Here is a 13,218-nt window from a genome sequence, read left to right as displayed (position 1 = left end):
GGGCGCACCACGCGAGCGGTGAAACCTTGGCGCAGCAATACGGCCCGACAAGCCTTTCGGCGAGCTAGGCGTTCACCGAGTGCTCGCTCAGGAAGGCCTGATAGGCGAGCTTGATGCCATCTTCGAGCTTGGTGCTGGCCCGCCAGCCAAGCTTGGCCAGCCGGCTGACATCGAGCAGCTTGCGCGGCGTGCCATCGGGCCGCGAAGGATCGAAACCGATCTCGCCGGTGTAGCCGACGGTTGCGGCGACGACACGGGCGAATTCGGCGATCGTGATGTCCACGCCGGTGCCGATGTTGACCAGTTCGTCATCCGAATAGGTCTTCATCAGATGAACGCAGGCATCCGCGAGATCGTCGACATAGAGGAATTCGCGCCGGGGCGTGCCGGTGCCCCAGACCACGACCTCCCTGGCGCCCGACGCTTTCGCCTCGTGGAAGCGGCGGATCAGCGCGGCGACGACGTGGCTGTATTCGGGATGATAATTGTCGCCGCGGCCATAGAGATTGGTCGGCATCACATTGATGAAATCGGCGCAATACTGGCTGCGATAGGCCTCCACCATCTTGATCCCGGCGATCTTCGCGATGGCATAAGGCTCGTTGGTCGGCTCCAGCGGCCCTGTCAGCATCGAATCCTCGCGCAGCGGCTGCGGGGCCAGCTTGGGATAGATGCAGGACGAGCCGAGGAACATCAGTTTCTCGGCACTGTTGACATGCGCGGCGTGGATCACATTCGTGGCTATCGCCAGATTGTCGTAGAGGAATTCGGCGCGCAGCGTGTTGTTGGCGACGATGCCGCCGACTTTGGCGGCAGCGAGAAACACCACCTGCGGACGCTTGGCCGCGAACCATTGATTGACCGCCGCCTGATCGCGCAGATCGACCTCATTGCGGGTCGTTGTCAGCAGTTCGACATGTTCACGCCCCAGCCGGCGCACCAGCGCGGAGCCGACCATGCCACGATGGCCGGCGACGTAGACCGTCTTGCCTTTCAACTCAAACGGAATGTTTGCCATGAGCCGCCTCCCGCCGCGCATCAGCGAGGTCGCCTGCAACCATCTCCTTGACCAATTGGGCAAAAGACGTCTTGGGCTTCCAGCCCAGCTTCTCCCGCGCCTTGCTGGCGTCGCCGATCAGAAGGTCGACCTCCGTGGGCCGGAAATACTCCGGATCGATCCTGACGACCGTCTTGCCGGACTTGCTGTCGACGCCGGTCTCGTCAACGGCTTTGCCGCGCCATTCGATGCTGCGGCCGACTTCGGCAAAGGCGAGCTCGACCAGCTCGCGCACCGAGCGCGTCTCGCCGGTCGCCAGCACGAAATCGTCCGCCGCGTCGGCCTGCAGGATCATGTGCATGCCCTCGACATAATCCCGTGCATGGCCCCAGTCGCGCTTGGCCTCTAGGTTGCCGAGATAGAGCGCCTCGTCGAGGCCCACCTCGATGCGGGCGATGCCGCGCGTGATCTTGCGGGTGACAAACGTCTCGCCGCGGATCGGACTCTCATGGTTGAACAGGATGCCGTTCGAGGCAAACATCCCGTAAGCCTCGCGGTAATTGACTGTGATCCAGTAGCCGTACAGCTTGGCGACGCCATAGGGCGAGCGCGGATAGAACGGCGTGGTCTCCTTCTGCGGCACTTCCTGCACCAAGCCATAAAGCTCGGAGGTCGACGCCTGATAGAACCGCGTCTCCTTCTCCATGCCGAGGATCCGGATCGCTTCCAAAAGCCGCAGCACACCGATGGCGTCCGCGTTCGCGGTATATTCCGGGCTTTCGAAGCTGACGCCGACATGGCTCTGAGCGGCGAGGTTGTAGATCTCGGTCGGCCTGATCTGCTGCATCAGCCGGATCAGGTTGGTCGAGTCGGTCATGTCGCCGTAGTGCAGCAGGAACGGGACCTTCCGCGAGTGCGGATCCTGGTACAGATGGTCGATCCGCGCGGTGTTGAACGAGGACGACCGCCGTTTGATGCCGTGGACCTCATACCCAAGGCCGAGCAGATATTCGGCGAGATAAGCGCCGTCCTGGCCGGTGACGCCGGTGATCAGTGCAACCCGCCGCTGTGAATCCAAACCCGTCATTCTCTATCCGGTTACGCGCAAGGGAGGGCCGTCATTTGCGAAGTCTAACTGAAAGTTGATTCAAATCAGGCGGGTAGGCCGCAGAGTCAGCACCGACCGGGCAATGAATGCTGGAGCCAACCTTTTGCCTTGTGCTGTGATCCGATTGGGACGAGCTACTTTGATTTCGGCAGCAATGACATGGTACAACGCGCCCGTTGAAGAGCCCGCGATACGCCGGCGACCGCATTCTAAAAGGCACGAGTTGATCGAGAGGCGCACATAATCCATCCGCTTATCGTCACGCCGGCACATGCACTATATATACATTGATATACATTGCGCAGGAGGGGCGTGCGTGTAATCGAGAATTCAAGAACAACGTTCAAGGGCCCTGTACGTAGGCATCTGCCGAGCGCTCCAAAAGTTCTCGACAGGACTGCTGCTAGGCTTCGGCAGGCCTTCTCTAAGAGACCGCATATTCCCATGGAACCCACATCTTCCTTAACAGTACATCAGCAGATTGTTTCTCTTCTTCAAAAGCCGGATCCCGTTATCTTGGACATCGGCTGCAACGACGGAACAGATACGCGAAAGTTTCTCGAGCTCTGCCCGCAGGCTCAGCTCTATTGCTTTGAGCCAGATCCCCGAGCGGCTGCTCGCTTCAAGAAAAACATGGATCGGTATCTCGACAAGGTGAAGTTATTTGAGATCGCGGTCAGTGACCGAAATGGCAGGATCGATTTCCATCCAAGCAATGGAAATGGAGATGCCAAGGACTGGGATCTCTCTGGCTCAATACGCCGACCCAAGAATCACCTCCTGGAATATGACTGGGTTCAGTTTGATCATCCCATCTCAGTTGAAACTCGACGGTTGGATGACTGGTGCAATGAGGCGAACTTAAAACGCATCGATTTCATTTGGATGGACGTGCAGGGAGCCGAGTCCGATGTGATCGCTGGCGGCAGACATAGCTTGAGCAACACGCGCTTTATCTATACGGAATACAGCGACCAGGAGCTCTATGAAGGGCAGCAGTCCCTGCAAGCCATTCTTGACTTGTTACCATCGTTCGAAGTCGTGAAGCAGTATCCCCATGGAGTCGAGGGTGATGTCTTGCTTAGGAACACGAGCCTGTAGAAGGAGCTGTGAGTGCGTACAAGGCCGCCGAAGAGATAGTCGGCCTCGGCCAAAATGGGCGGACGCTGACCGTACTTACCTGCAGTTCGGTCGGCGAGCAGGGTCACGACGAAGAGGATGAACAGACCTGATAGTGAATCCCTCCATCGCACTTATTTTCCTGAGATGATTTCTTACAACCATGTTTGAAACGCTAGCGCAAACTAGGTTGACTGGCACGAGGCATGAACATCAATGCCAGGTAAGAGTGGCTAACCGAATTTCGTGTTGAGGTCTCCGTTCCTCTGGAAAATGGCTATCGTTGTGCGCAGATCGGCGGTTTGGCAGCGGTCACGGCTTCATTTTTTGTTCCTAGGTGATACGGCCATGCCGAGGAACACCATCTCCGCTGACTGAGCCCTACGATATCTCGTCGCCGGGACGACCAACACGCCTGCCGATCTTGACGTTGCGAACGGTTGTGATTTGTCTACCATCAGTCTGATGTCGCGAGCAGCCGTTGCACCCATTCGGCTCCATGATGAGCCGGAACACGGGCGCGGCTTGCCTGCATAATTCTTGCCGCAAGCGACGGTCGAGATCTCGCCGCGTCTTGTCCGTCCAGGTCGGAAACGTCGTCGATGAAAGCCTGCTCCTTGCGGGCTTGGCTGCTGGCTGCAACAGCAAGTGACTGACGATGGGCCTGCTTGCGGAAGAATGGAGACCGCACATCGGGTACCACAATCCGGAAAGGCCGCAAGCCCAACAAAAACAGCTTGAATCTCACGTTGCGTCAGGTTGTAGGCTTTTGTTGACCAAAGCCCATCATTAGCAACTCAAATGTGAGTGCCACGCAACGTTAGCATTGAGAGATTCGTGTGTTCGCGAGCATCCTCGTGACGCTTTCAGTCAGTGTGGGTTTTGAGAGGCTGAGTCACTTCGCGTGATAGCAGTTCGAAACTGATCGGAGTCAAGGATCGAAGATCTACAAATCCAAGAGGGCTCGTAAGAGGGCTCGTAGTGGTGCGAAGTGGAAGGTAAATCAGTCCGTGCAAGCGGTTGGGGCGGCCGGCCTCCCCGCAAGACAGAGTTCCCCATGTGGGTGAGGCGTGCGCCGCACTGGCTGAGCCGCGTGGCACGTTGCGGTCTTAGGCGCGCACGCGTAGCCGATCTCTGTAGCACGTGGCGAGAGCGCGCCGAATTCTTAGGAAGCGCGGTACCACTGCGAAGGAGCTGTCCTCTGTGATGTCTTGCGCTATCTTCTCGTTTCGTGGGGAACGTTGGGAAATCTCAGTCCGCTGCTCACGGCGGCCCGGCTGTTGCGCCGGCGCGGTCACCATGTTCGTGTAATTGCGGACCCGGGATGCGTGCAGAATTCGACGCCGCCGTTTTGTCGCGGCGAAGCGCCCAATCGGTGAGGCTGCGGATCTGGCAAATGTCTCGAACCTTCGACATCGTATGCGCAAGGTCGTCTTTGAGCCTTGTTCTGCTTACCACAGCCCCAGAAGTAGATCCTGGAAGTCGACGGAAGCTGTCTCGCGGCAAGTTTCGTGAACCCGCATGATGTGACCCTTGTGGCAACACACGCGCGGAGGCGGAGCGGCTTTGGCCGGTCTTTCAACTGCGACCACAACGTCGATCACAGGCGAGCTAACATTCAGAAGGAAGCATTTCTTGACTCAGGCCGAAAAAGACGTGGTCGAGCACATGCTCGCATCATTAGCGATGAGCTCGCTGCAAAGTGGCATTGCACCCACCAACGAACAGGTTGGGCACCATTTTGAGCTATCATGCGAGAGGGTTGGACTTGTCGTCACACTTGAATCTGCGACCCGGATCTTCAATTGCCTCGCACGTGAGATCCACAAGGCGCAGTCGGTGCTCGAGTTCATCGGCCGCGGCACGGATCAAATGCAGTGAGCGAACGGAATGGAGCTCGTTGCACGTGCGCGCAGCACAAAGTCGCCCTCGGGGGTTCGACATCATAATGGAGGGTCGGCCCCACACGTTAGATTACACATAGACTACATAATTCTGCTCGAGGTCCACAAGCAGAGTACCAACCCGCCCCCGATCTCTGCCTCACCGTTTGTTCAAAGCCGTACCCGTCCACTCTGAGCACTCTGCGACAGCCCCGACAATGGTGATGCAATTCGGCCAGCCAGGTGTGGCGCGAGGGCTTTCGATCTCGAAAGCGGGTCGCGTCAGCGCAGAGCTCGTCCGATGCACGCTCGATGCGTCCGATCCTGCCGTCGAAATATCGAGCGTCGCAGAGCATGATTTCGTCTCGGACGCTGCGGGCCTTGAGTGGCCTGCGGTCTCAGGTTAGCTATCGTAAAGCAAGTGCAGATTTGCAGCTTCACACTTTTCCAGAACAAAGGTTCGCCCAATCTATGAAAACGCTCACGACGTTAGGGGCTGCTATCGGCGCAGCTTTGGCACACGACATCAGCTTTTCTGGCGGATCAATTTATGACCCGTTTCCCCTCCCATTTCCGGCTGAGGACGACATGTTGGGGAACGTCTCGCTTCGTCGTCGGCGTGAGTTCGCCTGGGGACGGCATCACGCTCATGAGGCACTGCGTAAATTGGGTTTACCTCCTGTTCCGATTTTGTCGAGAGTGGATCGGGCTCCTCTTTGGCCTTCGGGAGTCGTCGGTAGCATTTCACACTCTTCGTCTGATTGCGGAGCTGTTGCCGGAATTTCCAAGAATGTGCTCGCTCTGGGATTGGACATTGAAGATCAAGAACCGCTCGAAGCGGACCTTTTGCCGTTCGTATGCACCTGCGAGGAAATCGAGCGCAAGGAGTGGTCCAGCAGTCGCTTCGGCCCGAAATTGTTGTTCGCAATAAAGGAAGCCGTATACAAATCATATGCGCCGGCAACTGGTGAATTCTTGGATTTTCAAGATGTCAGTGTCAGAACGAATGACCAGTGCGGGGTCTTCGAGGCCGAGATTGTCAACCCAGAAAAGCCTACTAGTTTTGGCAGTCGAACCATAAAAGGAATCTATCGCCCATTTGTCGGAGGAATTCTAGCACTAGCCGTGCGATTTCGAGGCGCGTGATGCATTTCGTCTCCTAAATGCTTGAAGGCCACAGGAGACCTCATCGAGTGTGCCTTGCAATTGAAGAATAGTCTTCTGTTCTAGTAGGCAAGTGAGGCCGGGCGTTGATTCCGATAAGAAGCTTGATATGTGTGACTCCGTAGCGCCCGGCCCCCCTGATCCGACTAGACCAGGTCCTCCAACGAGCCCTTTCTGATCGAATGCGACCTGAGATGCCGGTCAATCATGTGGGTTCTCAATCAGGAAACCAAGTATCGCCTGGCAGGTCACAACTAGCTGCCGTTATCCGGGTTTCGCGCGATGATGCCCACGGTCGCAATAGCGATGGCCATTAGGGCCAACATCGAACCCCTATGTAACTGCGGGATGCGCAACATCGGTCTCGTGAGAGCGACGCAGGCGAGCTTCAAGCAACAGCTAGGCCAGAGATGATCAGGTGACGGTTTGCCGAGTCGCGACTCGCGTTGGCCTGCGCACGCTTCCGTCCGGAAGCAAACGCGCCGATCGATTAGAGGAGGGGTGCTGCCATTCGGCGTGCCCGGCTCGAGGGCGGAGTTACTCTTGACGACGTTGTATCGGCACCATGTATTTCAGTTCCGATGCTCAGTCGGTTCGAAGCGGGCAATCGGCCGTCAGGATTGTGCTGCTTGAACGTATCGGCGAGAGATTAGGTATCGACCTTTCGCCGCTTTTGCGTGAGGTTGAGCAAACGACGGGCGAGGCTCAACTCATCCAAGGCCTCTGATCAATTGGAGCTCGTCCGCTCAGGTAGCAGGTACGGCACACCTATCGCTTGCTGTCGTACCGAAAGGGAGAACGGAAGCTTTTCAAAGCCTTCTTCATCAATATCGACAGGCCGAGCCAATTCATCGGCGGTTCTATGTCAGTTAAGTGACGAAAAGCGCGAAACGCGTCGATCCGCAGGGTGAACGCCTGCATCAGCGTGTAGTCAATTCTCTGATGGTGTCTCAACTGGAACAGCAAAGCCCGCCTTTACGCGATCCAATACGACCATTGTTTTGAAGCCCTTGATGTCTGGATTCACATAAAAGAATCGCCGAGTGAACTCCTCATAATCCTCCATAGTGGGCGCGGTAACGTACAGGACAAAGTCCGCGTCGCCGGTGACGTAGAAGCCGTTGACGATCTCAACTGACGATCTGATGGCCTTCTTGAATCTATCGATTATATCTGAACGCTCTCGCTCCAGGGTCACCAGCACCAGCATTTGAATAGGTCTGCCCACCGCTTTCGGCGAAACGATTGAAACATCGGCCTCGATAATGCCTTCCGAACGGAGCCTCTTCAGTCGGCGTTGACACGCGGTAGCAGAAAGCCCTGCCAGTTCGCCGATCACCTCGGAAGTTAGGCGGTTATTCTTTTGCACGATCTCGAGGATGCGGGCGTCTATCCGATCGTATCGCATAATCGGCTCCCCGGCCTTGAGGTGAATTTCATCCCGAAAATCGTCCAAAATATCCCAAATGCATGCGATGATTTCGACAAATGACAGTGTGGGCGATCGCACCGTCCTGGCCGCTGGGTGATGACTCTGCTCTGCCAGGAGCCGATCATCCTGCCGGAGTAAGATCGGCCATTGAACCTTAACGTCGAGGTGTGAATGGTATGAGGCGTTAGTGCGATCACCTGCTGCTCCAACCTTCGGCAAAGATCGTTCGCTTTAAAGAAGCGCCTATGCTGAAATTTCAAGCTGGCTCTGCTTTTTCTTTTGCTTCCGGAGATTGCGGCCTCTCCGCTCTGACTTGCTGACGGATTTGCTCAAGCTGGCGGCCGATCGCTGCCTTTCGCGGGCAACGCGATTGCGCCAAAGACCGCGTACAATGTTCACACCCTTCTGAAAACGTTGCTCACGATGCGGGCATTCTCCTCGCCTATCCATCGTCGCCGCCGGCGCCCCGGGGCCATCACCTTGATGTAATGATAGGAAGCAACATCCTGCCTAGTATCATGCATCGCATTTGCCACCATTTCACTTCCATTGATCAACTCAGTGGGCTGGATCGCAGGGGAGCCGAAGGAGAGGGAGGATAGGAGCTCATGCTGGTTAAGTTTGGTTAGGTGTTGAGCGGCACAGGCACTGAAGTTGACCTGAGCCTCAACGTGAAAGGAAACGTGGTCGCTAAGAGCCGGTTGAAAGCAGAACGCTGCTCAACCAGGCGTGGCTCGATGATTTTTCGCTGCTCATCAGGCAACTCGTTTTGAAGCAACTTACGACAACGCCAAATCTCGTTCCGCACTGATTTCATCTCACTTAAGCTATCATCAATCGAACTACTCATAGATGTGGCACAGTGTGGAACAACTAACCCTTGAAAACTTGTCAACAGCGTCATCCTTTGGCGAAGTCGCGCACCGTGACTTCATCACGAATTTTCAGGTGTGTTTGGGGGACCGGAAAATCAGGCCGACAGTGGCATCTATGTCACCGAGGTAGCATCGATTGATGCAAGCCTCGCGCGCTATCTCGGGGCCACCACAGATCATAGGCTCTCAATCGAGCCAAAATGGAAGCTTTGCGATGTTCGCCTCTAGCCGGGCACTGCGTAGATAGCCTCCCTACATTGTCTTCACCGTTTCACCATGCGTCTTCGCCGCCTCCACCATGCCCGCAGGTGAGGTGCAGCGATGCCAAGTCTGATGTGCACGTTCTTGGCGAAGCAGCTCGCTGAGCGCTTCGCGAGGAGTGCTGAATTTAGCGAGTATCTAGATCTTGATTAATGCAATGAGCTGCGCATCTACGGTTAATTTCTGCGTTTTGGCGCCTTTTTTAGTGAATTCAAGCGGCTGGGACGCGTTGGGTTGCGTGTAGCAGCACACGTGAAGTCGCCACTGCCAATGCAGCCAGGCCAACAAGCTTCAACGGACGAGCCATTTGTTACCGGCGGAGTTTGCGAGATGTCGATCTCGGCCGTCCTGTGTCATTACGGAGCCATAGACAAGCTCACTCTCCACATTTCTTCCGATCATCGTCGTGTGGATGGAAGGAGTGCACTATGAAATCGCGAGTTATTCGCTTTTTACGCGATCGGTCTGGAGCTGCCGCCATTGAATACGGTTGATAACGGCGGGTAAAGCTGTCGCTGTCCACCGACTGACTCAGCTCGTCACCTCAGGTAGCGTGTGTGGATAGGCCACTGATTCGATTATACATGACGATTCGCGGGTCCTTTCGGCGTACGTTTCGTCGCAGTGAGTTCGGGCTGCTTACGCCCTGCTGCGAATGATACTCAGGCAAGCTGACGACGAACTGACGGGAAGGTGTCACCCAGCTTGGAGGACGAAGGGCATCGGCCCAACGACGAGTTGATGGTGGCGTGCGCTTCACCAAAGGATGGTCGGACTCAATCTTCGGTTCAATTTGATCATGCTGCCCGACGCTGTTTCATCGGCACTCAGCCTTTGCTCTCAATTCTGCCGATCGGCGCGCGGCGCAACTTCTGCGAACTTGCCATTCCTGGTCCTTCGCCCATTGCGGGCGAGGCGCTCAAGCACATCGCCGAGTTCTATGCCATCGAGAAGGGCATCCGTTACTGTAGCCCCGAGGCGCCGTCTCGTTCGGCAACAGAAAAGCCAACCGCTCGTGGAATCTATCGAGTGGTGGCTCGTGCAACGCTCGCGTTGGCGGGCTGAGGCGCCCTGGCGGACACCGCACTTGAGAAGCAGTTCGACAGGGAAGGTATTGAATCCGTCGAGGAAGGGCGTTTGAACGCGGGATTTGAGCTTCAACGCCAGGCTCATTGCATTAATCAGGATGAAAGTGTCCTTACAGTCCGAATCAATTTTTTGTTACGTGTCAGCGAGGTGACCGCCGCATGTCGGGAGAGGGGGCCGCATTATGACCGACCATGTGTCCACCGTCCGCGAAGCGCTTGACGGCTCAAGGGATGCAGCACTCACGAAGGTCTCCGGCAAACAGCCGATGCTCGACCGGCCTGTTAAGATGCGTCCTCGTACGCGCTCCTTTGTGAAAAATGCGATCCTCGCCAGTCTTTCTCTGCAAGACCTCGCCGCAATAGGCGAGTTCCTTGAGCCGATCGTGCTGAAAGAACGCATGATCCTGCAGGAGCCGAAAAAGCATCTTGATTACGTCTATTTTATCGAGTCGGGCCTCGTCTCGCTGAGAATTGTCGCGGCGGAAAGCATCCTTGAATCGGCGGTGATAGGACATTGGGGTGCGGTCGGCGCTTCGCTCTTAGTGGTAGGGCATATTTCGACACACCAATCTGTTGTGCTCTTTCCCGGAAGTGCGCACAGGATCCGTGTCGAGGATTTGCGTCGGGTGACGAAGGAGCGTCCTGAAATCCGAGAACATCTTTTTCGGTACGTTCAAGCGCTGACCTTGCATTGCGCTCAGACGGGATTGTGCGGGATTCGGCACGATCGCGAACAGCGGCTCGCGAGCTGGCTCTGTTTGGCGAGCGATGCTCTGGGCACTCATGTGCTTCCAATTACCCATGACTACCTTTCGTTCGCGTTGGGGTTGCGCCGCGCTGGTGTAACCGAGACGCTAATCCGATTCGAAGAACAAAGGTTAATTCGCAAGATGCGTGGCGTCTTGCAGATCCATGAACGCAAGGGTCTCGAGCAAAAGGCATGTGGTTGTTACAAGCTTCTTTCAGGCGCTTATGCCCTTTCTGAGTCCCTCAGCAAAAGAGCAGGCGGTTAGCAAAATCGCCCAGGCGTTCAGTGCATCTTGCAGACGCGTCGTCGGCGGCAGTCTGCCCGGTCGCATTAACATGCGCAGATACACCGTCATGCCGTTTTCGGCTTCGAGGCATTGCCGTCCCATACCGGATTGGTCCACATGAACGTCCTGCGTCGCCTTTGGAAAGGGGACTTGCCGCTGCAGCGGCCTTTGTGGCGGCTACGCACTTACAGTGACCTACAATATCGTCGCAACGGTCGGCATCTGGCGATCGGCCGCACGAGGGCGTCGCCATTGGGCCGACCTCGCACGCATCGGTACAGTTGCCGGAATGATCTTGTTAAATGTCATCTGATCGATGACCATTCCCGAACGCCACTTTGTTAAATAAGCCCCACGGTAAACGGGCTCTGCATTAATCTGTCTCGGTGCTGCAACAACCGTTCTGTTCCTCATCAGGAACAGCAAAGTATGACTCCACAGTCCTTATTGCGGAGATCAGTATCCGAAATATCGGGCAGGCGGATCGAGCGTTTTTATAACGGATTGTTTAAGCCCAAGGCCGCAGCGCGAAAATGCCTGCGACCTCTTTTCGCTCGGACTCAGACCAAATATAAACTGAAGAATGGCCTATTTGATCTTTGCCCGCGATGGTGCAAGCTGCATTGTATTGAAGCGAGATAGTCGGGACGGAGCCGAAAAGAAAGCGCGCGAGCTAAGGGACCTAGGCTGGTTCGATGTGCAGATACAAGAAGCCGAGCCAGCCCGAGCGACAGCCCCAAAGGGCTCGGATGGCTCTTACTGCGTCATGATTTTTCTGCGCGTGCGTGATGCTGCGACGGCGCCGCAACACGGGCATCGTATGATCATTTTGCTGAGGGCCCGGCTCAGCCGCACACGCATGGTTGCGATCGAGTTCGGGACGTGGCGTTCAGGCCGCAAGGGCAGATCCTCTGGGTCGATAATTGTCGGGTAAGGGAGGGATCTGGACCGGCGCGGTGGAACGTGGTCCTGAGGGGGGAATCGTCGCCTGCTCGGCGATGAGGAATCCGTAAGCCGCGATGCACAGGGTTGCGTGGTGATGGAAGCCGCGCCAGCCGCGCCCTTCGTAGTGACCAAGCCCGACCTCCTGCTTGAGCTCCTGATAATCGCGCTCGATGCGCCAGCGCAGCTTGGCCAGATCGACGAGCTGCTCGAAGCCGATGGTCTCCGGCAGCGTCGAGAGCCAGTATTTGGTCGGCTCTGCTTCACCCTCCGGCCATTCGATCATCAGCCACTCCGGCGACAGCTTCTCGGGGATCAGTTTGTTGTAGCCTACCCGGACGCGCACCCGCGCAAAGCGCGAGGATAGCTGGTCGGCCGAGCCTTCGCGCCACGTCACCGTGCGCCAGGCCCGCTTCGGCAGACCGAGTGCCACTTTCTTGGCCGAGACCAAGTCGGGCTCGTCGCGGCGGCCAGTGTTGTTCATCGGCTTGTCCATGCGCCGCGGGCCGCTGCCAGGGGCCCACATCAAGATGGTCGGCACGATGCCGACCACGTAAGGCACGCCCAATTCCGTCATGCCTGCACGCAGCCGCGCGTCCCTGCCGTAGGCCGCATCCATCAACGCGACGCCGCGTGGCAGACCGCTCTCGCAGGCCCAGCGGATTTGCTCCAGCGCGATCTGCGGCTTGGTCTTGAACTTGATCTGCTTCGGCACGCCTGCCTTCTTCCGCCGGGCACGATCCTTGGTCCAGGCTTCCGGAAGGTACAGCCGATAGGCCACCGGAAGGCTGGCGGCATGATTGGCAACCGACAGCGACACCGCCACCTGGCAATTGGCCTGCTTGCCGAGCTGCCCGCAATATTGGTGGTGCACGCCGACCGAATGCTTGCCTTGCTTGGGGAACGACGTGTCATCGATGATCCACGCCTCGATCGGTCCGCTCTTCTCGATCGCCGGCAGCACCATCTCGCGCACCTTGGCCAGCACGTCCTCGTCCGACCAGGTCGCGACGCCGACAAAGTGCAGCAGCGACTGGTGTTGTGCCGCCGTGCGCGCTGGAGCCGTCCGCGCCGCCATCGGCTCAACGCTTTTGCGTTCCCCGGGCAGCATCAGACCCATGCAATAGTCGCGCAGCGGTCTCGTCCGCTCCACGTGACCGATCACGCTTCCAAGTCCGGCTACATACTCCGCAAACCGCGCTTCGCTATCTCCACCCTGATCGAGATTCATCTGGCCCTCCGCGCGCCAAATATTGAATCTCCACAATTACTTGATTCTCAGCCTCAATGACTGCGACCGTCTGACTCAGTACGA

11 protein-coding genes are annotated in these 13,218 nt (G+C 56.9%); 6 read left to right on the top strand and 5 right to left on the bottom strand.

What is annotated here, in order from left to right:
- Nucleotides 1-64 precede the first annotated feature (64 nt).
- Entirely contained in the window at nt 65-1,018 is a 954-nt protein-coding gene (gene fcl / locus HCN58_RS30310) for a GDP-L-fucose synthase (protein WP_283814652.1), read from the bottom strand.
- On the bottom strand, nt 999-2,084 hold the full coding sequence (gene gmd / locus HCN58_RS30305) for a GDP-mannose 4,6-dehydratase (protein ID WP_171583032.1): 1,086 nt from the start codon (nt 2,082-2,084) through the stop codon (nt 999-1,001). Before gmd ends, fcl begins: the two co-directional genes overlap by 20 nt.
- A 465-nt stretch (nt 2,085-2,549) precedes the next feature.
- Between gmd and HCN58_RS30300 the strand changes: the two genes are divergently transcribed.
- The gene (locus tag HCN58_RS30300) at nt 2,550-3,206 is read left to right on the top strand and encodes an FkbM family methyltransferase (RefSeq protein ID WP_171583031.1); all 657 of its coding nucleotides are present in this window, start codon (nt 2,550-2,552) and stop codon (nt 3,204-3,206) included.
- An 8-nt stretch (nt 3,207-3,214) separates the two neighbouring features.
- Nucleotides 3,215-3,337, top strand: a complete 123-nt coding sequence (locus HCN58_RS36860; protein ID WP_283814651.1) for a hypothetical protein — start codon at nt 3,215-3,217, stop codon at nt 3,335-3,337.
- A gap of 344 nt (nt 3,338-3,681) precedes the next feature.
- Here the strand turns inward: HCN58_RS36860 and HCN58_RS30295 are convergent, their stop codons facing one another.
- A complete protein-coding gene (locus tag HCN58_RS30295) occupies nt 3,682-3,972 on the bottom strand; it encodes an antitoxin MazE-like protein (protein WP_171583030.1) in 291 nt (96 codons plus the stop codon).
- A gap of 887 nt (nt 3,973-4,859) precedes the next feature.
- On the opposite strand from HCN58_RS30295, the gene HCN58_RS30290 reads away from it, so the two are divergent.
- Together HCN58_RS30290 and HCN58_RS30285 are read left to right on the top strand one after the other, a co-directional pair.
- Nucleotides 4,860-5,105, top strand: a complete 246-nt coding sequence (locus tag HCN58_RS30290; protein ID WP_235984022.1) for a hypothetical protein — start codon at nt 4,860-4,862, stop codon at nt 5,103-5,105.
- 314 nt (nt 5,106-5,419) lie between these two features.
- Entirely contained in the window at nt 5,420-6,253 is an 834-nt protein-coding gene (locus HCN58_RS30285; protein WP_171583029.1) for a 4'-phosphopantetheinyl transferase family protein, read from the top strand.
- A gap of 949 nt (nt 6,254-7,202) precedes the next feature.
- Here the strand turns inward: HCN58_RS30285 and HCN58_RS30280 are convergent.
- Complete coding sequence (locus tag HCN58_RS30280) at nt 7,203-7,679, bottom strand: Lrp/AsnC family transcriptional regulator (protein WP_171583138.1); 477 nt, start codon at nt 7,677-7,679, stop codon at nt 7,203-7,205.
- Between the two features lie 1,865 nt (nt 7,680-9,544).
- Between HCN58_RS30280 and HCN58_RS35370 the strand changes: the two genes are divergently transcribed.
- Both HCN58_RS35370 and HCN58_RS30270 read left to right on the top strand, forming a co-directional pair.
- Entirely contained in the window at nt 9,545-9,904 is a 360-nt protein-coding gene (locus HCN58_RS35370; RefSeq protein ID WP_210266230.1) for a hypothetical protein, read from the top strand.
- Nucleotides 9,905-10,109: 205 nt separating this feature from the next.
- Nucleotides 10,110-10,940: a Crp/Fnr family transcriptional regulator gene (locus HCN58_RS30270; RefSeq protein WP_171583028.1), complete on the top strand. Its 831-nt coding sequence runs from the start codon at nt 10,110-10,112 to the stop codon at nt 10,938-10,940.
- A gap of 910 nt (nt 10,941-11,850) precedes the next feature.
- On the opposite strand, the gene HCN58_RS30265 is transcribed toward HCN58_RS30270, so the two are convergent.
- Complete coding sequence (locus tag HCN58_RS30265) at nt 11,851-13,134, bottom strand: IS701 family transposase (RefSeq protein ID WP_171583027.1); 1,284 nt, start codon at nt 13,132-13,134, stop codon at nt 11,851-11,853.
- Between the last annotated feature and the right edge of the window lie 84 nt (nt 13,135-13,218).

This window comes from Bradyrhizobium australiense (genome assembly GCF_013114825.1).
In the GTDB taxonomy this organism is placed as follows: Bacteria; Pseudomonadota; Alphaproteobacteria; order Rhizobiales; family Xanthobacteraceae; genus Bradyrhizobium; species Bradyrhizobium australiense.
Note: the sequence above shows the minus strand (reverse complement) of the source record. Positions and strands in the feature narration are given on the sequence as shown.

Excerpts from the sequence above, each read along its gene's own strand:
- fcl (WP_283814652.1), bottom strand. The coding sequence starts at position 1,018 with ATGGCAAACATTCCGTTTGAGTTGAAAGGCAAGACGGTCTACGTCGCC.
- gmd (WP_171583032.1), bottom strand. The coding sequence starts at position 2,084 with ATGACGGGTTTGGATTCACAGCGGCGGGTTGCACTGATCACCGGCGTC.
- HCN58_RS30300 (WP_171583031.1), top strand. The coding sequence starts at position 2,550 with ATGGAACCCACATCTTCCTTAACAGTACATCAGCAGATTGTTTCTCTT.
- HCN58_RS30285 (WP_171583029.1), top strand. The coding sequence starts at position 5,420 with ATGCGTCCGATCCTGCCGTCGAAATATCGAGCGTCGCAGAGCATGATT.
- HCN58_RS30280 (WP_171583138.1), bottom strand. The coding sequence starts at position 7,679 with ATGCGATACGATCGGATAGACGCCCGCATCCTCGAGATCGTGCAAAAG.
- HCN58_RS30270 (WP_171583028.1), top strand. The coding sequence starts at position 10,110 with ATGACCGACCATGTGTCCACCGTCCGCGAAGCGCTTGACGGCTCAAGG.
- HCN58_RS30265 (WP_171583027.1), bottom strand. The coding sequence starts at position 13,134 with ATGAATCTCGATCAGGGTGGAGATAGCGAAGCGCGGTTTGCGGAGTAT.